Origin of the sequence: Pseudomonas sp., from assembly GCF_048269965.1 — a bacterium.
In the GTDB taxonomy this organism is placed as follows: Bacteria; Pseudomonadota; Gammaproteobacteria; order Pseudomonadales; family Pseudomonadaceae; genus Aquipseudomonas.
Map to the genome: position 1 here is coordinate 312,691 of NZ_JBLWTV010000002.1, position 23,397 is coordinate 336,087.

Annotated in this window: 19 protein-coding genes and 3 pseudogenes; 16 read left to right on the forward strand and 6 right to left on the reverse strand. The window is 54.1% G+C overall.

The window, feature by feature from the left end; translation table 11 throughout:
- Positions 1-269: 269 nt before the first annotated feature.
- Both ACN0X6_RS03700 and ACN0X6_RS03705 read left to right on the forward strand, forming a co-directional pair.
- Positions 270-1,388, forward strand: a pseudogene (locus ACN0X6_RS03700) (Cache 3/Cache 2 fusion domain-containing protein); the annotation flags it as partial.
- A 135-nt stretch (positions 1,389-1,523) separates the two neighbouring features.
- Complete coding sequence (locus ACN0X6_RS03705; RefSeq protein ID WP_417702337.1) at positions 1,524-2,246, forward strand: methyl-accepting chemotaxis protein; 723 nt, start codon at positions 1,524-1,526, stop codon at positions 2,244-2,246.
- A gap of 1 nt (position 2,247) precedes the next feature.
- Here the strand turns inward: ACN0X6_RS03705 and ACN0X6_RS03710 are convergent.
- Positions 2,248-2,715 (reverse strand): annotated as a pseudogene (locus tag ACN0X6_RS03710) (ATP-binding protein); the annotation flags it as partial.
- 255 nt (positions 2,716-2,970) lie between these two features.
- Here ACN0X6_RS03710 and ACN0X6_RS03715 point away from each other — a divergent pair.
- On the forward strand, positions 2,971-3,198 hold the full coding sequence (locus tag ACN0X6_RS03715; RefSeq protein WP_414207642.1) for a hypothetical protein: 228 nt from the start codon (positions 2,971-2,973) through the stop codon (positions 3,196-3,198).
- A gap of 329 nt (positions 3,199-3,527) precedes the next feature.
- Here ACN0X6_RS03715 and ACN0X6_RS03720 read toward each other — a convergent pair whose 3' ends face one another.
- The gene (locus ACN0X6_RS03720; RefSeq protein ID WP_417702204.1) at positions 3,528-4,286 is read right to left on the reverse strand and encodes a hypothetical protein; all 759 of its coding nucleotides are present in this window, start codon (positions 4,284-4,286) and stop codon (positions 3,528-3,530) included.
- 291 nt (positions 4,287-4,577) lie between these two features.
- Between ACN0X6_RS03720 and ACN0X6_RS03725 the strand changes: the two genes are divergently transcribed.
- Genes ACN0X6_RS03725 through ACN0X6_RS03745 form a run of 5 tightly spaced genes read left to right on the forward strand, consistent with a single transcriptional unit; the run spans position 4,578 to position 7,672 of the window.
- Positions 4,578-4,853, forward strand: coding sequence for a hypothetical protein (locus tag ACN0X6_RS03725; protein WP_414209376.1), 276 nt, complete (start codon positions 4,578-4,580; stop codon positions 4,851-4,853).
- On the forward strand, positions 4,846-5,196 hold the full coding sequence (locus ACN0X6_RS03730) for a helix-turn-helix domain-containing protein (protein ID WP_414209375.1): 351 nt from the start codon (positions 4,846-4,848) through the stop codon (positions 5,194-5,196). The genes ACN0X6_RS03725 and ACN0X6_RS03730 overlap by 8 nt, the downstream gene beginning before the upstream one ends.
- Before the next feature lie 9 nt (positions 5,197-5,205).
- Positions 5,206-6,222 (forward strand): ImmA/IrrE family metallo-endopeptidase, encoded by a 1,017-nt coding sequence (locus ACN0X6_RS03735; protein ID WP_417702206.1) that lies wholly within the window; start codon positions 5,206-5,208, stop codon positions 6,220-6,222.
- Between the two features lie 23 nt (positions 6,223-6,245).
- The gene (locus ACN0X6_RS03740; RefSeq protein ID WP_417702339.1) at positions 6,246-6,836 is read left to right on the forward strand and encodes a C1 family peptidase; all 591 of its coding nucleotides are present in this window, start codon (positions 6,246-6,248) and stop codon (positions 6,834-6,836) included.
- Complete coding sequence (locus tag ACN0X6_RS03745) at positions 6,833-7,672, forward strand: hypothetical protein (protein WP_417702208.1); 840 nt, start codon at positions 6,833-6,835, stop codon at positions 7,670-7,672. The genes ACN0X6_RS03740 and ACN0X6_RS03745 overlap by 4 nt, the downstream gene beginning before the upstream one ends.
- Here ACN0X6_RS03745 and ACN0X6_RS03750 read toward each other — a convergent pair.
- From ACN0X6_RS03750 to ACN0X6_RS03760, 3 genes are read right to left on the reverse strand one after another with little or no spacing between them, the layout of a single operon-like run.
- Positions 7,644-8,318 carry a uracil-DNA glycosylase gene (locus tag ACN0X6_RS03750; RefSeq protein WP_417702210.1) on the reverse strand — a complete coding sequence of 225 codons (675 nt, stop codon included), beginning with the start codon at positions 8,316-8,318 and terminating at the stop codon, positions 7,644-7,646. The genes ACN0X6_RS03745 and ACN0X6_RS03750 overlap by 29 nt on opposite strands.
- A complete protein-coding gene (locus ACN0X6_RS03755) occupies positions 8,318-9,544 on the reverse strand; it encodes a nucleoside triphosphate pyrophosphohydrolase family protein (RefSeq protein ID WP_417702212.1) in 1,227 nt (408 codons plus the stop codon). The genes ACN0X6_RS03750 and ACN0X6_RS03755 overlap by 1 nt, the downstream gene beginning before the upstream one ends.
- Positions 9,480-9,908, reverse strand: a complete 429-nt coding sequence (locus tag ACN0X6_RS03760; protein ID WP_417702214.1) for a DUF4031 domain-containing protein — start codon at positions 9,906-9,908, stop codon at positions 9,480-9,482. Before ACN0X6_RS03760 ends, ACN0X6_RS03755 begins: the two co-directional genes overlap by 65 nt.
- On the opposite strand from ACN0X6_RS03760, the gene ACN0X6_RS03765 reads away from it, so the two are divergent.
- Positions 9,891-10,223, forward strand: coding sequence for a helix-turn-helix domain-containing protein (locus tag ACN0X6_RS03765; RefSeq protein ID WP_417702341.1), 333 nt, complete (start codon positions 9,891-9,893; stop codon positions 10,221-10,223). The genes ACN0X6_RS03760 and ACN0X6_RS03765 overlap by 18 nt on opposite strands.
- A gap of 873 nt (positions 10,224-11,096) precedes the next feature.
- Here the strand turns inward: ACN0X6_RS03765 and ACN0X6_RS03770 are convergent.
- Positions 11,097-11,246: pseudogene (locus ACN0X6_RS03770) on the reverse strand (IS3 family transposase); the annotation flags it as partial.
- 660 nt (positions 11,247-11,906) lie between these two features.
- Between ACN0X6_RS03770 and ACN0X6_RS03775 the strand changes: the two are divergent.
- The 7 genes from ACN0X6_RS03775 to ACN0X6_RS03805 all read left to right on the forward strand — a co-directional run bounded on the left by ACN0X6_RS03775 (position 11,907) and on the right by ACN0X6_RS03805 (position 23,371).
- Positions 11,907-14,522, forward strand: coding sequence for an AAA family ATPase (locus tag ACN0X6_RS03775; protein WP_417702216.1), 2,616 nt, complete (start codon positions 11,907-11,909; stop codon positions 14,520-14,522).
- Positions 14,523-14,751: 229 nt separating this feature from the next.
- Positions 14,752-15,108, forward strand: a complete 357-nt coding sequence (locus ACN0X6_RS03780) for a histone-like nucleoid-structuring protein, MvaT/MvaU family (RefSeq protein WP_414209500.1) — start codon at positions 14,752-14,754, stop codon at positions 15,106-15,108.
- Positions 15,109-15,373: 265 nt separating this feature from the next.
- Positions 15,374-19,192 carry a CHAT domain-containing protein gene (locus ACN0X6_RS03785; RefSeq protein ID WP_417702218.1) on the forward strand — a complete coding sequence of 1,273 codons (3,819 nt, stop codon included), beginning with the start codon at positions 15,374-15,376 and terminating at the stop codon, positions 19,190-19,192.
- Between the two features lie 495 nt (positions 19,193-19,687).
- Positions 19,688-20,605, forward strand: coding sequence for a hypothetical protein (locus tag ACN0X6_RS03790; protein ID WP_417702220.1), 918 nt, complete (start codon positions 19,688-19,690; stop codon positions 20,603-20,605).
- A gap of 64 nt (positions 20,606-20,669) precedes the next feature.
- Entirely contained in the window at positions 20,670-21,380 is a 711-nt protein-coding gene (locus tag ACN0X6_RS03795; protein WP_417702222.1) for a restriction endonuclease, read from the forward strand.
- A gap of 160 nt (positions 21,381-21,540) precedes the next feature.
- On the forward strand, positions 21,541-22,524 hold the full coding sequence (locus tag ACN0X6_RS03800) for an endonuclease (protein WP_417702224.1): 984 nt from the start codon (positions 21,541-21,543) through the stop codon (positions 22,522-22,524).
- A 109-nt stretch (positions 22,525-22,633) separates the two neighbouring features.
- Positions 22,634-23,371 carry a hypothetical protein gene (locus ACN0X6_RS03805; RefSeq protein WP_417702226.1) on the forward strand — a complete coding sequence of 246 codons (738 nt, stop codon included), beginning with the start codon at positions 22,634-22,636 and terminating at the stop codon, positions 23,369-23,371.
- Positions 23,372-23,397 lie beyond the last annotated feature (26 nt).

Genomic DNA, 23,397 nt, shown 5'->3' on the forward strand with positions numbered 1-23,397 from the left:
ACGGATCGGGCTTACCGACTGCAGTGTGACCAGGCTGCTCTCTGCAGGTATGAGTGTCGGTATCTATTGGGTGATCGATAAAACCTATCGGCCGTCACTCTTTTACACTGTTTTGATAATAAATGACGACCGTATGGCGCTTTGATATTGACCGAGCTGAATGCTCAAGTATCCTCGCGGCTTTTCGCCGAGTCATATGACGACTGGGTGGTGTCGAAATCGTCTGAGTTATCTGCCCATCTGCTCATGGGCGCACACCTGGAGCCCTCATGAATCCTCCTCGCTCTCGTATAGCCCTGCAGCTGGCTGCCATTCTGGCCCTGGTGCTGGTGCTGCTGATCAGCGTCAGCACCCTGTTTGCCCTGCGTTCACTCAACGAGGCCAATCTGGTCACGCGCGAAAAGCACCTGGGCAGCGAGGCGGGCCTGCTGGCCGACCAGCTCGAAACCTTCCACGGCAGCCTGCGTGAGAGTACGCAGCGTCTGGCCGGATTGTTCGAGCAGCGCTTCAGCACCGGTCTACAGGTGCGCAGTGAAGAGCGTGTGAGCGTTGGCAGCCTGCAGACACCTGCGCTTTACCTGGGGGCCACACGCTTGAACAACGAGTTCACCGAGGTCGATGACTTCACGCGCATGACGGCGGGTGTGGCCACGGTGTTCGTGCGTGACGGTAGCGAATTCATCCGCATCACCACCTCGCTGACCAAGCAGGACGGTACTCGTGCTCTGGGAACGGCGCTTGATCACCAGCACCCGGCCTATCAGCGCCTGCTGGCCGGGCAGAGTTACGTGGGGCGGGCCTTGCTCTTCGACCGCAACTACATGACCCAGTACACCCCCGTGCGTGATGGCAGTGGGCAGGTTATTGCCGTGCTGTTCGTCGGCTTCGACTACACCGATGCACAGAAGCTGCAACTCGACAAGCTGGGCGAGTTTCGTATCGGCACTACAGGCTCGCTTGCCGTGCTCGACGAGCACGGCAAGTGGCTGGTCAAGCCCGCTGGCACGGGTGCTCTGGATACACTGCCAGCGGCCCTCGGCGAGCTGATCGCTCACGCGGGGGACGGCGGTTTCTGGACCGATGGTCAGGATGAGTTCTACAGCGTCGCCATGCCCTTTGCTGGCGGACCCTGGACGGTGCTGGCGAGCATGCCGCGCGAGGAAATTCAGGCCGTCACCTGGCGTGTCGGTACCCAGTTGGCCATCGGCAGCGCACTGACGCTGCTGCTGGCGGTCATTGCCGTGGTCTGGCTGCTGCGACGCAAACTGCGCCCGCTGGGCGACCTGGTACAGCAGGCACAGGCGCTTGGCGCCGGTGATCTTGGCGCGCGTATGGCGCAATCCAGCGATGACGAAATCGGCGAGCTGGCGCGCAGCTTCAACCGCATGGGCGAAGCGCTGGCGAGCATGGTGTCGGGTATTCGCAGCGCTGCCCAGGATGTCAGCGCGCGCTCGCAGGCGATGTCCACGCTGTCGCGCGATGCCTACCAGGGGATCGATCAGCAATCCGGCGAGATCAGCAGCATGGCCGGCGCGGTGGAGGAGTTCAGCGCCACCTCGCAGAACATCGCCGACAACATGCGCAGCACCGAGCGTCTGGCGAGCGACAACGCCCAGCAGACCCGCATCGGGCGTACCTCGATGGATCAGGCTTCCGAAGCGCTGGTGCAGATCGCCGAAGCACTTGAGCAAACCTCCAAGGCGATCAACGGCCTCGGCCAGCGCTCCCAGGAGATCGGCGGTATCGTCAGCGTCATCACCGCGATCGCCGACCAGACCAACCTGCTGGCGCTCAACGCTGCCATCGAAGCAGCGCGGGCCGGCGAGCAGGGGCGTGGTTTTGCCGTCGTCGCCGATGAGGTGCGCAGCCTGGCTGGACGCACCCGCGAGGCGACCAACGAGATTTCCACCATGATCGGCAGCATCCAGAGCGAGACCAGCAGCGCCATCGCCACCATGGAGCAGGGCCGACAGCTGATGCAGGATGGCCTGGAGCGTAACGCCAAGGTGGCGGCGGCACTGGCGCAGATCAGTGAGCAGAGCGCCGAGGCCGGCGAGCAATTCGCCGCCATCACCACCGCGACCAGCGAGCAGAGCAGCACCGCGACCGTGCTCAGCGCCAACCTGCAGAGCATCGCCCAGGCCAACGGTGAGCAGCGTGAAGTGGTGGCCAACCTGGCCGATACCGCACGCGAGCTGGATCGCCTTGCCGCTCAGCTGCGTCAGGAGGTCGAGCGCTTCCGCTGATTCATCCTGCGGCGGGGCGATATTGCAGCGCCTCGGCCAGATGGTCCCGGCCGATCTGCTGCTGCTCCGCCAGATCAGCCAGTGTGCGCGCGACCTTGAGCACCCGGTGCGCGGCGCGTAGTGACAGGCCGAGACGTTCACAGGCACCTTCCAGCCACTGGCGATCCGCGTCGTTCAGGCTGCAGTGCTGACGCAGGCCGGGCAAGTCGAGAAAGGCATTGGCCACCCCTTGGCGTTGCAGCTGTCGCTCACGAGCCCGTGCGACCTTCGCTGCTGCTTGTGCGGTGCTTTCGCCATCTTGCGGTGGGGCGTTCAATAGCGTCGTTTCGCGGGCGACCGTCAGGTGCAGGTCGATGCGATCGAGCAATGGCCCGGACAGCTTGGCGCGATAGCGCTGGATCTGCTCCGGTGTGCAGCGACAGCGGTTGCTCGGGTCGCCCAGGTAACCACAAGGACAGGGATTCATGGCGAAGGTTGCGAAGGTCGGAAAGGCCTGATTTGTTCCTAGCATAGAGAGCTGCAGCACCAGGTCAGCTCCCTGGGAAGGTGCCCGGCATTTCCTATGGCATTACTCAAAGCCTTGGTCGGCAGCTTGGAGCAGATACATTGTGCCAATGAGAGATTACTTTCTGCTTCTGCAGGAAAGGCATGGATTACTTATTGATAGATGCGGACTAAACTTCAGTGGCGTTCTGCAAACCGCTTAATCAAGTAGGAAGCCAAAATGAAAAGCGATAATCTTTATCTTGCGCAGTACAAAGCAATCCACAGAAAAGTTGATGAGAATCTTGATATTCGAGGGAGTGCTTTGAGTGCGCTGGTGCAAATATGCATCAGTAATCAAGGAAGGTTGCCACAAGCAGCACGAGATAAATTTAAAGACTGTGTTCCAGACTCATACTTCGATTACATTGAGGTCATAGCTAAGGATGTTCTTCAGTTGGTTCGTTAATTTTTATGGCGACGAATTATGTGAGTTCTGACTGTTTTGCTTCGCCTGAGGTCACTTCCTGCCGATTAAGTGGGTAGGTCGCGAACTCCTGAGACTCCAAGAACTAGTTCTTTAAAATGATTGGTCACGCTCTTCGACAATTCATGGCCGATTGCCGTATGATAAAATGGATCTATATTTGCATATGGGTCGGATTTAATAGGTGTGCAATTTTGTATAATGTTATTCGGTACCGCAGCTTGGGAGGCTGGAGTTCAGGCGCCGGTTTGCATCAGAGCAACTGCACAATGCTGGCAGCACTGCCTAGCTGCGTGCTGCCCATATATTTTTCAGAATTTTGGTCCAGAGAAGCCGCCAGATCTACCATTCTTAGGGGAAGAGGGCGGGGGCGGAGTTGGATCTGGCGTTGCCGCAATTTGCGCAGATTTATAGCTCGAGATAAATGGTTCTGCCCAATCCGCCAGTTGTTTAAAGTTCTTGAACTCGCGACTTTTCACCCCGCCTGCGAACGAAGTACCGAACAGCGTAATTGGTAGCTCGCTGCTTTCCTCATAAGTACTAGCAGTGTCCTTGGCTCCAAGTAACCATTCCAAATATGCTAGAAAACCAGCGCGATCTAGCCCTGCTGATTTTCGTGCAACTTTATCAGCGAGCTCTTCTCCGGCACCTATTTGGGGGATATTAAGTTTTTGGTTACAGCGCACTGCTTCACAAGAGGGGAGGGTTTCCGGTCTACATACCAAGTCTTCATAGACTCCATAGAATGTGTCCAGACCATCATTCTTTTTTTTTCGTCCCCACATGGCAAAATGACATTCTTGGTGCAGTTCGAGTGCTTCGGCGACTTCCAAAAGTCCCTCGCACAGAAAGCACGCCGACTCCTTGCGATCCTCGTCTTGAAGACTACCCATGTTGGATTTGAATTCGACTAGGAAAAATCGCCCATTAATGGCGAACATGGAGTCAGCGTTGAGATTCCTATCGCCGCTGTTAAGCGAGATTTTCAGGTCAATGGCCCCATGACGTTGGCACGCTTGGATTAAATCAAAATGGAACGCATCGATTACACTTAGCTCTCTTCCTGCCACTGATAAATCTCCACTTACTGGTCAACGCATTGAGACACTAATCTGTGCAATGGCTTAATGCTGCCATCTGGATGCCCCAGCTTGAATCCATACCCAAGTGCTCAGATAGCGGAGCCTTCCGCTGGGTTTCTCAGGTCAGCCAGCCGTTTACTCATTGTTTCATGCTCGAGTAGCTGAGAATTGGCGTCTCATACGAGGATTGCAGAGGAACGTGGATGCTAGCTGGTTGCCATATTCCACAGCTTATGGTTGTATTTCAAAACACCCGTCGTCCGATTTTCAGACACTATAATGACTTCAATTCAAAGCCAAATCGAAGATCTACTAGGTGCGTTCTGGGATGAGCGAGAAATTGCCATAGCCAGCGACCCCACATCCATTGATGACCTGGGCGCACCTATGGATTCGTTGACAGCTTGTGAAGCGATGATCGATATCGACGTGCTCGTTGGCCAGAAAATTCCGGTGGAAGTCATCATCCGTAACGGCGGTTACGAGTCACGCGATCAATTCATTCAACAAGTCACTGAGGGGGTACTCACGTACCTGGCGAAGGAAGATGAGTGAAACTGACAATGATGATGAGCGGCTCCAGATCGCAGAGAGACTGAGGTCTGCTCGGGAGTATTTGGGGCTTTCGCAAGCCGAAATTGCCCAGCTCGTAGGGCTTCCCCGAACAGCAATTACTGGAATCGAGTCCGGCGCCCGCAAAATTGAGGTAACAGAGCTCAAACGGCTTTCAAGCATCTATCGACGGTCAGTCGAGTACCTGCTCACAGGCTGCGAGCCCACCTACTCCGGCCCCGAGCAATTTGCTTTCCTGGCCAGGGCAGTCAAAGGCCTGACGCAGAAGGACGTAGATGAAGTCGCTCGATTTGCTGATTTCTTGAGGGCTAAAAAAGCCAATTAGGAGATAGGGATGCTCTCTGCAAGTCAAATCAGAGCTGTTACCACGCGTGCCGCTGAGGTTGTTAGGGAGTCAGGTTCGAAGCGCCGCATCGAGGAAGACGGCTACACGCGTATTGATCCATTCCGGATTGCCCAAACCGCCGGGGTGATCGTCATGCTCCGGCCGCTGGAAAAGCTCTGGGGGGCCTTCATCAGCGAGAACCATCCAGGAATTCTCGTAAATTCCGAGCGTCCGGCCGGTGTTATCCAAATGACCTGCGCTCATGAGCTAGGACACTTCTACCTAGATCACGGCACGACGACAGACGAGCGGCTCGACTACAGCAATACCGCCGCGAAGAAGGAATTGGAGGCTGATTGGTTCGCCTACAGCCTCGTGGCGCCCCGCTGGGCTGTCGCAAAGATTATGAAGCGAAAAGGCTGGGGAGTGGCAGATCTCGCACACCCCTTCAACCTTTATCAGCTTTCCCTGAGGCTCGGTATCAGCTATTCAGCTACCGCCTGGTCACTTCAGAGGCTCCGATTACTTGATCGCTCAGTCGTTGACGAGGTGCTGCGTGTCCAACCGGCGGCAATCAAGAAGGCCCTGCTGGCCAAGCCGTTGGAGAATTCCCAACGAGATGTGTGGCTGCTAGATGAAGCTGATCGAGACCTCATTCTCGAGCCGCGTATCGATGATCAAATGCTGGTGCGATTAAAAAGCCACTCCGGTGCCGGTTACGTCTGGGATACCAGCGAGGCATCCTCGGAAGGCTTCATGATTGAGCCGGTGTTGCTGCCGCAGCAAGGCGCCACAGATGAAGGGGCACTGATCGCTGGTGGCGAGCACTACCAGGAGTATCTGATTTGCCCTGGTCCCGCTCTACAAACCGGCCCCTCGCAGCTCCAGCTCAGTGAGCGCAAACCGTGGGATCGCTCGGCGCAGCCGCTCGACAGTTTCGACACTCAGGCACAATTTGAAAGTTTAGCGAACGGTCTTTCCTCCGCTGCCAAGGAAGCCTTGCTTCAAGGAAGTGGCCGACTGTGATTCAACCGCGCGTAATGATATCGATGAGCGCTAGGGACCAAGGAAACAGAGGTTCGTGCGTAGCTTTCTCGCTCGCTGGGATTAAAGGCAACCTTTCGAACTACCTGCTCAGCCCCGAATACGCGTACCTAGCCACCGTGCACCAAAGTCCCACCTGGAAGCCCAACGAAGGCCTAGACGTAAGGATCGCCATTGCGGCGACAGCAGCGGGGCTGCCGGAAGATCACGACTTCCCGTACCAACAGGATGAGCCAAGCCATCCGCTACCAGCATTGCCCACAGGCCTCCCACTTTATGGCCCTCATATGACACTGGCCTCAGCAGACCTGGACAAAATCAAGCAATGGCTGAATCTCGGCAGGCCTGTAGGCGTTCTGGTTTCATTGACCAGATCTTTCATGTACCCCGTGGACGGTGTTGTGTCATTTGAAATGAATGTTTTCCCAGGTCGGCATGCAGTAGTGATCGTGGGCTACGGTCACGACCAAGCGGGCACCGAGCACTACCTGATCTGCAATAGCTGGGGATTGTCTTGGGGGGTTAACGGTCACGCATGGGTACCGCATTCTTACCTGGCGAACCATGCATCATGTATTTACGGAGCTGATAGATGACGGAAGTGTTCCAGAGGTCTCGTGTAGTACAAGCGTGGTTGGCCGGTATCCGTTATCTGGAAAGCCAGAAAAACCACGATGCCACCAATGTCATCCTGGAAGTTACCTCGCCTCAGGCGGCAACGAGCGAAGACCGTCAGGTAGTCATCTCAGTAAGTCAGGCCCTGCGGCAGCGTAATGCAGAGCGCACGGTGATGACTGCAGCGGGGACGATCTTCCCGCAGACCATTTACAAGCGCTACGGACGCCCGGGGTGGTACGCGCATTACAAAACGATTATGGCGCGCGGTATGGCTCCTCGCAGCTGGGGCACCTATGCGCTACGCATGATTGAGCGAAAAGATGAAAGTGGCGCAACGTTCAACCCACTCGAAAAAATTATTGAGAAACTAGCCGCTATCCGCACAAAAAATTTAAATCGTTACGTGGCAGCTTATGAGCTGGGTGTTTGCGATCCAGCTGTGGATCTTGCAGAAGATCTCAACGGCGTCGGGTTTGAGCTGCCCACCTACGACCCGAGCTCTGACCGGCATAAGTATTACGGTTCAGCCTGCCTGAGCCATGTGACCTTCAAGCTAATGCACGGGAAAATCGACCTAACGGCCATCTACAGATCCCACCACTACGCCCAAAGGGCCTTGGGCAATTTGATTGGTTTGGCCCAGCTGCAGCAGTACGTTGCAACGGAGTCGGGCTACGAAACTGGGACGCTGACCTGCATATCGACATACGCCAAGCTGGATGACGGCTTCGGCGGCATCCGTGCAGCGAGCAGCCTGCTTGAAACGTTTCCAATCGATGAAACGCTTATAAAAGCACCCCTTGCGGCGACCTAGCCCCCAAGAGGCCTTCCGGAATTCCATAGATCTGTCTCATGCCATCCCGGAAGTCTCGCACCCCACCGTAGCTCGGATGCCGGACAGTCAGAACCTCCACCCCAAAGGCTGTCGCATAATTGGCGGCATCTTGACCGATTGCGATAATCCTCCGAACCTTCAGCCATTTAATCAATGCATTGTTCAGTTCGCTCACTAGAGCGAGCTCCTTCGCTTTGAAGCGTCGGTTGGTCAAAGGGTTATCCGCCTCGTGCGGATGAAATGGGAAGACATTCCAAAGCAGAGGTGGCTTTTCAATTACCTTCAAGACCCCCCAGATCTCCGCAGCTGTTCGCTCGGCAATAACAGGGCCTCTTGTGGCCTGCCTGGACGTACAACCTGGGTATACCTTAGCCATCTCCGCCAAATGGAACTCGTCCGTCAGTGCCAAGCCAGTCCTGCGCCCACCCCGATAGCCGAGATCTCGTCCCATCCAAATGGTATCGACCCCGATGTCTGCCGCGGCGCTGAGATATGTCCGCAGGTTTGTCCGCCGGTACGAAGCCGCATCTGTCCGGTCATGCAGGGGGCATGTATCCGCATACGGGTTGAAAACATCGTCCAGACTCAAGCTGGCTAAGGCTTTCACGAAAGAGGTGGGAGTCATCACACAAGATTCTTTTCGATGAGAGGTTGGAAGGTCAGCTGGTGGTTGACCATGTCGACCACTACGGTCCCGGATCGCTTGGTACGAAGCTCTCGAAACACCTCGAACCCTTTCAGGATGGCCAGCTCCCACTGCCATAACGGGCACTGGTGAACCTCATATCCCTCAACCATGGAATGGATCTGCTTGAGCAGGCCATACTCAAGGGCCCCTTCTTCGATGCCCTTGTAAAACCTCCTGCGCTTCGCGTGGTTGAAGATCCACGTTGCGATCCCTTCCTCGATGATCATGGCCCGAGCCCCATCCTCATTCTCATCGATAACGGGATTCGACTTACGCTTGAGCTTGAGCAAACCACGCAAAACTGGCGACCATCCGAGGTACGTCATATAGGCGAGATGAAAGACGTCGTGGAAACGGTAGTCGTCGGGCTGATTGCTATTATCCGTCAAACGATCGCCGATGAAGACACCGTTTAGCTGCTGCACGACATAAGGCCCATTGCGCCCCGGCAGCTCGATGAAGTCCATCTTCAGCTCCCTAGGCAGCCGCTCGTAGCGAGGGAAGTTGGGCTCCGGATCGAAGTATGGGGTGAACTGCCGATCTTCGCCTGGCCACCGGCTTTTGATCTTTTCCAGGTTGTATCGGGCCACATCTTCAAGGTGAAGATTGAAACTCGCACAGCTGAGGGCCAAATCCGCCAGCAGGCCGCCAAGGTGATCCCTAAGCGTGGGAGTCGGACCGGACCTCAATTGCCCATCAGGCATATTGCAGAAGATGCCGGCCGCGTGAGCTAGTGCGCCAAGCTGGATGGCCCTTGCAGAGGAGCCGTCCTCCTGGCGGTGCGTATTGATCAGTGCATCAATGTGCCTGAAATTCACCGTCGCAATAGGTGGGCACTCGCCCTCCTTGAAACGTTGCCTCAGCACCGTCAGGCAGCTTTCCCCCAGCTCATCTGGCGTGAACCGCAGGATTGAGGCAGCCCTTACCAAGTACCACAATGCATCTCCAAGCTCCTCAGCTGCGACTTCGCTTTGAGTTTCCTCAAGCCGGTCACGCTCTGCCTTCTTCACCGAAGACAGCAATCCTCCCACTTCACCGAAGAAGCCAAATCGTAAAACCTGCAGCACTTTGGGGTCTTCTTTGAAGCGGGAGCTGTTGCTAGCCTTGAGCGCGTACTCCGGCAGCGATAAGGGGCGCTCCTGCTGTTTGGCAATAGGTGCCATGCATTCCTCCTGAATCGAGCGGCGATTGCTGCTGCACCCTTTGCGCCTGCAACTGCGCTCGCATCTGCTTGCAGCACCCGATGATCTTCCTGCGATCTGCGTGAATGGCTCCTAGTCGTATAGCTTGAGCTTTGACCGACAGTGTCACGTCGTAGTGGGGGTAAAAGCTCTTGCTCTGGAACCACTTACGCTGCAGACCCAATCGAGCCGCAAAGCTGTGAAGCTCGTCAAGAGAATCAGCAACCAGATGGCACCATACGCGCCCCTTCCAGCGAATCTCTTCAGAATCTACGTAGACGGCCATGGCTGGTTTACCTGTGCATAATGTGCAAATATTATGCACATTATGACTGGAATACTCCATACATTATCTGCCGCCCAAATCGCAAAGCAGATTCGGGAAGAGCGCACAGCCCGTGGCTTAAGCCTTGTTAAATTGGGAGTTGAGTGCGGTGTGCATCACTCTCAACTGTCCAGGATTGAGCAGGGAAAGATTGTGCGCATTAGCAAGAATGTCGAGAGAATTTGCACATATCTGCAAATAGCGATCTATCCGCACAGCATGGAGCCACCTCAACATCTGCTGTCCCGAGTCGAACGATTAATTGCGTCGTCGCAAACTAGCGCACGCGCGATTGAAAGTTTGGTTTTGGCGCTGGAGGAGCTCACCTACAAATAATGCGCTTGGGTCAGGAAAGCTTATCCGAAGGAGCACCGCTTCTTAGGACACGATCTGGGTAATTCTTGCGCGCACGGGGCCTTATGGTGACCTTCGATCATGCTCGAACTACCCGCGCTGCAAGTACAAACCTAAGAAAAGCAGTCCCGCAAAGGCAAGATCTCCGCAAAGCATGCGGATATCCCCAAAATCTCCGAGGGTCTAAATCGTCGATTAACGTTGGTCTCGCAATTCTAGGAGAAAGGCCGGCTAGGCCTGGGTGCTGTGCCAGCAGGAAATCAGGAGGTTGAGCTACCTCCATCATTGCGAGAAACGCGTCCGAAATCGCTGAGATCTTGATCCTCATCGCTAAACATGAAGTTCACCATGCGCTCTCGTCTGAGGCCGGAAAATGTCCTGAAAAAGCAGGGTTCGCACAGATGGACTACATAGCACTCGCCATCATGGGCCGAGCCACAACCCCAACTGGCGCAAAGAGTGCCGAATTGCGCAGCCCCTTCAACGCGCGTGCTATTGCCACAAACGTCACACAGAACATCACTGACAGATTCGCTCTGCTCCATAGATGTGAGAGCCATTGGAAACCTCCCGCCTGAGCCAGGCGTTTTGTTCTGTGAGGGTGATGTGCTTTCGAATACTCCTCTTCTGTGCCCCGGATCAGCAACAGAACTCAGGAGCGGTTTCACACAGTCTGGCCCACCTTCTAACAAACAGGCACGGATTCGAGTCTAGGCGAATAGCCCAGGCGGTTCGAGGTAAGCAGTGCGCTATGAAGCTCGAATGAGTGGTTCGATTCTGGCCATAACCCCAAGATTTGTTTGCGTTAGATGGGTATGAATCGCCCCGGCTTTTGTGGAGGCCGTTTCGTTTAAGTCAGGCCGCCATGGCCTGAGCTGCTTGTAGCCGGTGGAAGTTTGCCTCAGCCTCCGCAGGCGGGATATAGCCGATTAGCTCAACAGGCGCTGGTGGTTGTACCAATGCACCCATTTCAAGGGTCGCCATCTCAACAGCCTTGCGGCTCTTCCTATCTAAAACAGGCCCCGGAGGGCGAGGGAGATCAGATTCTCAGCGGTATCCACGCTGAGGTTGCGAATCTGCGGTCTACCTGAAGGCGGCTCGACGTGGCGGCATCGTCTTCGCGGTGAAGCCTTGATCGATGTTATTCTTGGACCCTGCCCAAGAGCTTCCTCTCCCGGGTGTGTATACCGGTGATGAAACTTGGTTTGAGGCGGTCTCGTTGAGGCCGCCTTTGTCATTTCTGGGACAGCATTTCAGCGCTGAACCACCGGCCCGGCCATAGATCGAGGGAATTATCTGCAATTATCTCGACATAGATAATTGATCATTTTCTAGTCGACCCTCATATCTTCAGTGGTCGCGGCAGCATTTGCTGGTTGCTTATAGCCCATCCCCAACGGCATCCTAGCCAGTAGCCGCATGCATGGAGCGCCGTGTATCCTCCAGTTGCTTGCTCCGAGAATTCGTTGGCGTTTAGCCTCCCCTTGGAGACATCTGAAAGCCCGCCTCGCTATGGCGGGCTTTTTTATTTGGCCTACGTCAAACGCAGCTACCGTGCATTCGCTCCTTCACTTCCCTCAAATCTTGGCCGCCACTTGCAGGAGACCACTGATGGCGCGGTGACACTTCCTGTGCTAATCCCCTTGGGGGATACGGAGCATGGATATGGCCATTTACGAGGAAGTATTGGCGTGGGCGGATAGGCTTCCGCCGTGGCGCCACGATGCCTTGCGTCGCTTATGCGTTCAGGGCGGCTGGAGCGAGGATGATCTTGGAGAAATTCTTGATCTCGCCAAGCAGCACCATGGCATTGCCAGTGCATTTGAACCTGCGCTACAGCCAATCAGGTTCGCAGCAGAACACTTTCCCGCAGAAGCTGATCAGGACCAGGCCGTTGTTCTCAGGTCTCTACATACCCTGGTCAATGTGGGGAAAATCCCGAGCGACCAAGCTCTGGAGTTTCAGGCCCAAGGCCTCACCATCGTGTACGGGGGCAACGGCACCGGAAAGTCCGGCTATGCGCGAGTGTTGAAGCAGGCGTGCAGAGCAAGGAGTCCGGGAACTGTCTACGCCAATGCCTATGCAGCGGACTATCAGCAACTCACACCAAGCGGCACTATCGACTTCGCGTTGAACGGCGCCCCCGAGCAGACAATCTGGAGTGGTCAGCGTGGCCATGTTTCGCGGCCCGAACTCAGGGGCATCTCCGTGTTCGATGGCGATTGCGCCCGCCACTACCTCCAGTCGAGAGAGACCGCTACCTTTCAGCCGTCCGCTCTGACCTATCTCCAGCAGCTAGCTAATGGCCTTAACCAGGCTCTGCGTCCGCGGCTTCAGGCAGAAATCGCGGGTCTCGCTACAGACATTACGCCGTTCAATGTAATACCTACCGATACCGAGGCTGGCCAGGCGGTACATCCGATTGGCCCAACCACTGATCTGACGCGGGCACGTGCATTAGCCACGCTCACTCTGGAGGAGCAAGCTGAACTCGCACGACTGCCGCAGGAGATCAGCGAGGCAGACCCCACTGCCAAGGCAGCAAACCTCGACAACGCGGCAACGAGAGTCGATGAGCTGGCCAACAATATCACCGCAGCCGCCGACATCGTGTCTGATGATGCGCTGGATGCCAGGCAGTCGGCGCATCGAAATCTGGTAGAAGCAGAAGCTGCGGAGCGCGCGGCCGCTGAACTGCTGCAGGCGGAAGATGCCACGCAGCTGCTCGCCGGAACGGGGCAAGGCCCCTGGGCGTCGCTGTTCAACGCCGCGCGCGAGTATTCGACCAGCACGGCATATCCTGGGCAGACCTTCCCGGTTACCGGTGAAGGAGCTGTCTGCGTGCTTTGCCAGCAGGATCTGACACCGGAAGCGAAGGATCGACTGGAGCGGTTTGATCGCTACATTCGGGACAAGGCGGCAGAAGCCGCCCAGATTGCGCGTAATGCTTGGAAGCAGATCGTACGTAGTGTCGGCCAAGCGAACGTTGCCTTTGCTGCTCCTCCGAACATGTTGGAAAGCTTAGGCGCGCGCGTAGCAACGCTGCCGGACGAGATCCGGTTCTTCCAGGAAGACCTGACCACTCGACTTCAGTGGCTCAGAGCTGCCGTTCTCAGCGGTGAATGGCAGGATCGCCCAGCGTATCGTGGTGCAAACCCAACGGCTTCACTCCACCAAATCGCCGAAGCCCTCCGCGCCGAAGCGGCTCGATTGCGCGCCAACCTTGACGCGGCAGCTTTGGCGGCCAAGAAGCTGCGCCTGAAGGAGCTGGAGGCACGACGGATACTTTCCGAGAATATCGAAACCATCGCGAGAGTGACTGAGAACCTCATTCACAAGGCAAAGCTCCAGCGCTGCCAGGATGATATCGGTAACACGCGCGCTATCAGTATGCTCGCGGGCCAGTTGGCCAAGACATACGTCAGTGAGGCGTTGGCTGGCACGATGAACGATGAACTCAACAGACTGGATCTATATCACGTTCGAGCCGGCGTCAGTTCAAACGGAGATGCAGGGGCGGTGCGGCTGGGAATCCAACTTCAGGAATGCCAGCTTGACCCTCATCTAGTCCTAAGCGAGGCGGAGCAGCGCATGTGTGCGCTCGCATACTTCTTCGCGGAGCTCCAACAGTCGGGTTCCTCTTCTGGGATCGTGTTCGACGATCCGGTTTCCAGCCTTGATCACAGCCATCGAACCGCAGTCGCGCGACGGATTGTTCAGGAGTCCGCCCAACGACAGGTCATTGTGTTTACTCACGATGCAGTGTTCTTCGGAGAGCTGGTCACTCTTTGCCAAGATGCCCAGTTGATTCCTGAAGTAAGGTCGATCACCTACCGGGCTGAAGGGCCTGGCTACATTGATGCCGGTTTGCCCTATGACATGCGCAGACACCGTGAGCGCATTGCATACCATCGTGCTGACCATCAGCGAATTGCCGCCAACTTCAATAACCCGCCTGGGGAGGATGAGCGGCTTGCGATGCGCAATGCTTACGATGATCTCCGCGTCACGATAGAAGTAGGTATCGAGGACACAGTACTCAATGAAACCGTGGTGCGGTTCCGCGACGGCATCTCGGTCGGCCGGCTAAATGGCGTGATGATCGTGCAGGAGGCTGAGTATCAAGAAGTGCAGCGCTTGCATGACAAATGCTGCCGCAACGTACGTGCGCATTCACATGCGGCCGGCCAGCAGCGTCCTGTAACGCAGCCAGCCGAATTCCTGCAGGACATTGAAGCCGTCCACACACTGTTTCAAGAGATCCGCCGGCGCAGGGGTTAAGCTTCGTGCCATCACCGAATTGGAGCAGGGGGCTGCTTGATCGGTCGTAGCTATATAGATCGCATATCGGCCAAAAACAGTCATCGAGTGTCTAGGAAAGTCGGCGCGCTTCATCGTATTTGTGCGTTTGATTCAGGCACAATGGAAGCTTCTTTCGACCTGTCGTTTCTAATACCCTGTAGCTACTTAATATCTCTTCGACACACCCCAAAAAACTAGGGAAATATCAATGTCAATCATTGCCGAATACAAAGCTCTGGAAGCCCAAATCGCCGAGCAGCAAAAGCGCCTCGAAGCCCTGAAAGGCGACGAGAAACTCAAGCGTGAAATCGAGTTTGAAACCAAACTGCGCGCCCTGCTGGCCGACTACAACTACTCCCTGCGCAACGTTATCGCCCTCCTCGATCCGAATGCCGCCAGGACCGCCGCAGCGCCGGTGAAAGGTGCTCGTCGTGAGCGTGCTCTGAAGCGTTACAAGAACCCAAATAACGGTGAAGTTGTAGAAACTAAAGGCGGCAACCACAAGGTACTGAAAGCTTGGAAAGAACAGTACGGCGCCGAGACTGTTGAGAGCTGGCTGCAGTAAGCTTAAAGCTGCACGATAGGGCCGCGACTGCGGCCCTTGTTGTTTCTGGGTTAGGTAGCAATGGTGTTCATGGATTTGTCCTCCGCGTACGGGAGGGCAGGGATGATTAACCAGTGCATGGGGCGCTAACCGGCCAGAAGCGGCCAGTCGCGTTCGGGGCATTACGACCCAAAGCAGTCATTAAATTTCTCGAACTCAGGTGGTTGATTGTACTAACAGTGATCAGCATTAATGCTCTGCGTCGTCGTATTCAAGGAAGCAGGTTATGAATGATTCGGACATGTCACAGGCAACAAACGTTCAGGGATACGACCCAAGAGTACTATTTGCCAAAGGCTTTAACCTCGGGACTGCAGACCTGATACAGGGGGGCTCGTTTTCAGAGGTGATTGGGCGAACAGTCATTGCGCTCTTGATGGGCCTGACCGATGAAAACGGCAAAAGACCGTTTTCTGGTGTCTCCGTCATTTTGCCACCCGCCTCGGCGACCAGCTTGAATGACGAAGCTGTCTTTGATGCTATGGCTGCTGGTACTGGGGCGTTGCGTGGAACTGCACCAAGTGCGAAAGAGCTCGAGTACTTGAGGCGGGGAATACGCATCGTGAATTGCCCCACTCTTGATACGGCCGACCTTGAAGCGTCCGTCCTGAAGGAGGGGCCGCGACGACTAGTGGCTATTGCCTCAGCGAGCATTTATCGAGACCAGGACATCGAATCACCTAATGCGTTTGGTGTCTCGGCTGTCCTGACGTCAGAGGACCTTTGGGTACCTCATGTGGCATCCCTATGTCGGCGGTGTGTGTCTGCGGTGAAGGGAGGGGACGGATATGCCGTAATTCATGTCGAGGAGTCCCCTGCCACTCAGCCGCACAACACCGAGCAGCTAGTTGGGGTTGATGATTGCTACGTCGCTGGCTTAGTACTTGAGCGAGATGAGAAGGAAGAGGTCGATCGTCGTGCACACAGGTGGCTTGCCCTCGCGCTGGGCGGGGATATTGCGGTAGCTATCGCTGAGATTGATAGCCTTCAGTTGCCTGAGGTAAACAGGTACCACGTGCTAGCTCAGCTGTTTTCTCGAGCGGCAATGCATGACGACGCCATCGCCACAATGACGCAGCTACTGCCACATATTTCTGCGCTGGATCCATCGAGCCTGGTCCAGTTGGCGTGGTTGGCTCACAAGTGCGGGGACGACTCGCTCGCACGGGGCTTCTTACCTGCGGATGCTGAACTCGTATCCAGCGTCAGTTGGATAGAGCAAGGACTCGAATTGGCGACGGCTATTGAGGAGAACCATCTGATCGAGCGTTACGACGCCCGTCTCGCCCAGATGTATCCAAGTTCGGATCGTTTACGAGAGAACCGTGATCGCAGGTTGCTGTGGAGCTGCTCCTCTAGAACACATGAAGAGGGGCATGTCTTTACTACGGCTGGCTTCGCTGAAAATCACCTGGGAATACTGAACTCCGTAGTGTCTCAGGAACCAGACTACGAGCGGATCATAGAGCAGGCGAGGGAATGGGGCGCGGATTGGTTGGAGCTCGCTGCAATCTGTTGTTCCATGCACGCTTGGAGCATCGGTCAGTCTCGGTATGCAGCTGATATTGCGAGCGAAATTGCGACTTCTGAACTGTACGGTCGCCAGGCCACTCAGGTTGTGCTGTGGTCAGTACGTTCCTTGATGCTGAAGGAACAGGTCCGTCGGGAGGAGCGAGATTATTATCGTGCCCCGCTCCAGGCGGCGATACGTTTCCTGGCGCTCCATCCAGGGGACGGAAGCATTAGATCTCAGCTTTCACGGTTGCTCTCTGTGGACTCCTGCGGTGACATCGGTATTCCCATGATTGCCACCACGATGTTGGGTATTGCCGAGGAGGGTGTGAGGCTTGCCACATTTGATGGAGAGGCGCATACGCCGAACCGAGATGAGGGGAGCTGCGGCGAGCCGGACGAACACGAAATTAAAGCGACTATTGAGGCAGGACTGAAGTGGTTGGGCGCGCTTGGTGCTGCAGAGTACGGGGTTACCGTCCTGCCGGCAGAGTTGGTGCCCTATCCCGACGAAACGATCCGCTTTCTTGTCCGAATGATTCTCATGAGTGCGCCGAAGGGAGAGGACGTCGATCTTAGATTCTTGGAGCAACTAGCCATGCTGGTTTGCGCAATTAGTCCGTACGCAACCAGTGAGCGAAATGAAGATCTGCGTGCCATGCGACTGGTGGCAGGAAATTGTGCTTTAGCTGGGCAGTTTCAACGAGCTCGAGATCTAGCCGAGCAAATTCTAGTGATGGGGCAGGGAAATGCGCTCCGCCAGAGGCTGGCCTGGCTGGGCTTCGCAGATACCTATCACCGCTGCCGCAATATGGCTGAGGCATTAGTCGGGCTCGCATGTGCCTTGGCAACCAATTCTCCGGTGAGTAAGGCCGACCTATGGCAAGAGGTTCATGCGGCAATCCGCGTTCTGCGTGACCTTGGGCTATTCCAAATGGCACGTAGTTTTCTGCCAACACTGAAAAAGCTAGCGGGCGATCTAGGGCTCGATGCGGAGAGCGATCCTCGAATCATCGCAACTGAAATGAGCCTCCGGCTAATGGAGATCGCCAGCAACCAGAATGAAGAAATCGCAGCGATTGTGAGTGAGTTGGCTAAGGGTTGTGAACGCGCGATGACTGACCGAAGCTTGCTACTCCCGTTGGTAGTCATGTTGGGGCAGGCGGTTCAGAAAGCCAAAGCAGCAGCAGTACAGGTAGACGAAAGCGTTCTCGACCTGCTGAAGGCCGGGCTCGCGTTATTAGGACGGCAGGCTTCTCAATTTGTGGAAACTGTCTCATCTGATGCGCCATCTGCGGCGGACGTTACCGCAATGTTCAATCAAGTGCAGCGAGCGCTCTATGCAGCAGATGCCGCCGGTGATTTTGAACTTGTTGGAGTGGCTGCTCGTCGTCTATTGAACGACCAAATAGGACGATCAGCCTCTGCGGAGGATAAAGCGCTGGCCGTCGAGCTTCTCGCGGATCACGCTGTTGCATTGCCAGCGCACCCGCACGCTATGCAAGTCGGTTGGCCGGTCCACTACGCGAAGTCGCTTAACAGCGCAGGACTAGATGTGGTTTTCCTGGGGCTGGACAGTGCCGGCGAGCTGGTCGTAACTCACGTTTCCAACGGACACGTTCAGTCGATCGAGCAACCTCGGCATGACCGTTCCTTCCGTTTGCGGATGTTGGCGTGGCTGGAGGACTATCCGCGCCAATATGGCTATGTTGATGCGGCGGATGGAGACGACGAGTTCTTTATCACGATGGAGCGGTTAGATGTGCGGCTTCCTGCACCCGCATCGCTTGTGGTGATAGCAGAGCCGATGTTGCAGCAATTGACCGTGAACATCGGGCTAGTGACGCCTGGGGATGAGGAATTCCCATATTTCTTGGGCACAAAAACAGCGGTAGGGATAATGCCTTCGCTTACCTGGCTCTCAATGACTAGGACCCATTTGCGTAGCGGCAAAACAGCCTATAGAGCTTGGATCTCTTCTCAAGAAGGCCCTGAGGCAAATGGTACGCTGGGCAAGGCGCTTGAAAGACTTGGTGGCACCTTCGAAGACTTCGGATTCACAGTCGACAATGGGCGACGACTTCCACCTGACTTGTCTGATGCTGGGCTTGCAGTGGTTACAGCGCATGGTGGGCTGACTGCAGAGGGACGGTACATCCATAGTATTCGGGATGAAGATAGCCTCTTCGAGGCACCTACAGCACTCGCCGCTGCACTTGCAGGGGTTGAGGTGGTGATTCTTTTCGTATGCAGCGGAGGCCGAATTGACAAACATCCATGGGGAAATACAACTGTAGGTCTGCCCAAGCTACTTTTGGACAAAGGGTGCAGAGTGGTTATCGCTTCGCCATGGCCGCTGGACGTAAAAGTGACCTACAACTGGCTTGAGCCTTTCCTTCGAGAGTGGGAAGCAGGCTCGACAGTTCTCATGGCGACAAAAAGGGCTAACGAGGAGGTCGCTCGTAGGCTCGGCGAGCGTCCGCAATATTCGCTTGGCATGACTGCATATGGAGATTTTTTGCTTACTAAGTGAACGGCTTGGCGAGTTCTAGGTAAGGCGTTATCGCCAAGCGGGAGAGTCTGGCTGGCACTGGCTAGAGGTGACTGGCCGCTTTGAGCCTGTCACATCAGGCAGAAAGCGGCCAGAAGCAGACCTGTACCCAGTAAATAAATCTCTCAGCCAGGCGCAGGTTTGATGCCTTTCGCGCCTCGCGAAGAAGCGCTACGGGAACTCGCCCTTTCCCCTCCGCGAGTCAGGTCTGACCAGCACCTAAAAATTGTTTACTCAACTAATAACAATGGACGCGCCAAAATAGAAAGTCACGCGAATACGTATGGCCAGTCCCACTGGATGCAGGCAGTTGATTTGTCGAGGCTTCTGGCAGAATGTAATGGCGTTGCGAGCGGGGTTAGACCGCCTTCCCGCCTGTTGGATTAAAAGAAATTCCACGTAATTACCGCTATAAAAATTTTACTGGGGTCAAAGTTGAAGAGATATATTTATTTAGACTGGAATGTTATCCAATACATGAAGCACGAACAGGTTGTAGAGGGGAAATTTGATGCGATAAAATTTAAGTCATTTATTCAGGATCTTAAAGGTAAGTACGTATTTCCTGCGTCAGAAGGACATCTTAAGGATTTGGCAGCAACATTTAAAGAAGAGAATTGGCCACACATCGAAAAGGATCTTTCATTCCTTAATGAGATATCCGAAGGATTGATGCTGGGAGTTCTTCCAGATGAGTCATTGATGCCAGTAAAAGCTAATATTGAGGATGAGTTTAAAAAAATTATAAATGAACGAGAAGCTGAGCTAGAGTTTTCTATCAAAGGCGGTAGTCATCAGGTAGACATGGAGAGATTGTCGCAGGGAAGTTTGTTTCGCCCTTTTTTGGAGAAAAACAATGGAGTATTGGATGTATCTGTTATGGATAGTCTCCTAAAAAAGATGTGGGACTCAATAGATGACCCAGATTTTTATAAGTTGCTAAGGAAAGAGGTTGAGGCCTTACATAAAATCATTCCCGGTCAAGATACAATCATAAACCAAGAAAGCCCTTACTTTAAAAGTATTGAGAAGTTTTTTTATATAGGAAAAATCAACGACCCTGAAGAGTTAGAAGAAAAATTTGAGGAAATTCAATCGTCGTTTTTAGCAATTGACGGAAGAAGCTTAGATAGTTTGACAAAAGGACAAAAAATCCAAAATGCATATTCATTACTAGATTTTAGCCCATTATTCAGAGACAAGGTCAACAAGAAAAATCGACCTAGCAATATGGATAGAGACTTGAAGAATTTATTCTTCGCGTCTGATGCCAAGTACTATATCACTGAAGATGATGCGACATATAAAAAGTCAAAGTTCGTGGCTAGATCACTAGGCTTACCCGTTAGAGTCGTGAAAATGGATGAGTTGAGACTAAAACTTACTTGCTTGTAATAAATCATTACGGCGGATGAGCCGCTGAAGGCGGCGTTATGCGATCAAGACTAGAGGGTGTTACTTGAACTGGAAAGATTATCAAGAAAAGGCAGCTGAATTTTTTCGATCCCTTGGTCTAGACGCAGAGACAGATGTGACAATCCAAGGAGTACGGACAAAGCATGATATTGATGTCTTAGTAAAATCTCACCATGTGGGATTTGATGTTACATGGATTGTCGAATGCAAGCATTGGAAATCAAAGGTGTCTAAGCTCCATGTTCTTGCACTTCGTGAGATTGTAAGTGATACAGGGGCTGATCGAGGGATTTTACTTGCTGAAGAAGGTTTCCAGAGTGGCGCAATTGAAGCTGCAAACCTTACGAACGTTCAGGTTACGTCTTTGAAGCATGTAGAGACTTCAGCCAGCACGGCCATCAACGCTATGAAGCTGAGAGACCTATTTGATCGTCTAATTTGGTGTAAAGCTGAGTATTGGGAAATACCTAAATATATCAGAATTAAGTCAGGGCTACGCCCAGAGACAGGAGGGGCTGTCGGATACTCCGGAGACTGGGCAACAAAAGTAGGAGAGAACCTTATTTCAAAAGCGTTTCGAGGTGAATTTCCCGTAACTCCAGACGAGATGCACCAAATGGTCTCTAAAGGACTCGTGGGCCAAGAAATGCCGAGTGAATTTATAGACATGAAAGATTTAATGGATTATTTAGAGCCATTGATTGAAGATCTGGAGAACAGAATCAATGAATGCAAAGCTGAGTTTGGTGTATAGCCCCAAGAAAGCACTGCAGCGGACAAACCTCCGAATGCAGCGTTGTTTTCGACTAATTATCTAGTTTGAACGTAAATTGTTTTTTCTGGTATCACTACTTGGAATCTATTTCTCAGATGGCTAGGTATAATGCTGCCATCTTTCAAATATTAGGCTTCGAATGAAACAGGTTTTATGTCTCGTCGCTCTGCTGTTCTGTATTGTTACGCCCTCATTTGCCAGCGCGCCTAGCACATTTACTGAAGCCAAAGTCATTGCCAAGCGCGAAATCTTTTTTGACCAGCCTGATGGCCCCGAAGGTGAATTGTACTGCGGGTGTAAGTGGCAGTGGGTCGGGAAGTCAGGCGGCCGAATAGACGCCGAATCCTGTGGCTATGAAGCCAGAAAGCAGGCTAGCCGCGCGGAGCGAACAGAGTGGGAGCACATCGTTCCTGCCTGGACGTTTGGACACCAGCGGCAGTGCTGGCAGAACGGCGGGCGCAAGAATTGTGTTGCGACCGATCCTGTCTTTCGAGCGATGGAAGCCGATCTCTTTAACTTGTATCCCTCGGTCGGCGAAGTGAACGGTGACCGCGCTAACTTCAATTACGGCATGGCTTCAAACGCTGCTCCTCAATACGGCCAGTGTTCAACGCGTGTCGATTTTGGAGCGAAGACCGCTGAGCCTCGTGACAAGGTCAAAGGGCTTGTCGCAAGAACGACCTTCTACATGTTTGATCGCTATAACCTGAGCATGTCGCGTCAGCAGCAACAACTGCTGATGGCCTGGAGTAAGCAGTATCCGGTGACCGCTTGGGAGCGTGAGCGTAACGCCCGCATTGCCAAGATCGTCGGCTACCCGAATAGGTTTGTGACTGGCGAGCGTTCATGGGCACTTGGACACAAGCCAACAGGCGAGGGCATAGAGTCACGTAATACTACTGCGGCAGCAACGCGGCAGGTGGCTAATTCCAAGGAGCCTGCCCCCGTCACTCCTGCAGCAGTAACCAGCGGCGAAGTGATAGGCAATCAGCGAAGCGGGGTTTATCACCTGCCTAGCGGCTGCCCGAGTTATGGGCAGGTTTCAGCAAAGAACCAGGTTTCGTTTGGATCAGCGACGGAGGCTGTAGCGGCGGGCTTTCGCAAGGCCGGCAACTGCCGCTAAGCGAGAGAATGTGAGACAGGGTCGTTATCGCAGGTGGTTTTTGGGGCAACGGAGCCTTGCGTGCTCTCTGTTCTTGGGGAAAATCTACTAGCTTCAAAGGACAATGAAAATGTTTTGGACCAAGGATAAGACCATCCGCGTGGAACTGGTCAGTCCACCGATAGTATTGCCCGCGGGTGCATCGGTGTCACTGACGAGCTCTGACGGGGGGAAGACGGCTGACAGCTTCATGATCACCCTCGATCAATTTCTCAAGATTGCAGCTGTGATGGTGGCGGTGGTCAATACAGCATTGGTAGTGCTGGGGTACATGCGTTATGTCGGCATGCTGCAGCAATTTGGTGTCAGCAGAACAGAGGTCAGCTTTTCACTGTCCGACATGCTCTCTTTTGGATACATAGGCTTCTTGAACATGACGCTTTCAGGTCAAGTTGCTGTATCTGCCGTGTGCTCCATCATTACGCTGCCAGTAATGGTGATTGTAATTCGTCTTAAGCGAAATATGCATTCGCTCCCCCAGCTCATACTGGTATGGATAATCTCGATTAGTTTCTTTTTTGTGATAACAGGTCCCTATTGGGTAGCTTATAACCCTGGGAAGCAAGCGGCTCTTAAGATGGCTGCGAAGTCATTGGGTATCGAGGAGAGTCAACTGTTAGGACTAGAGGTCGAGCAAGAGGTCAGTACGGACAGTGGCTTTATGACCGGCAGTATCGTCCTGGCCACCCCTGATTTAACCTTCCTGCTAAGGGATGCTGCGCTTTATAAAATACGTGCATCTGATGGCAAGATATTACGTAAGACAAGCCTGCAACCCAAGCTAGAATCAATTGACAGTGGCAAGTGAGAGTTAACATAGGCAGCTTCCGGCCA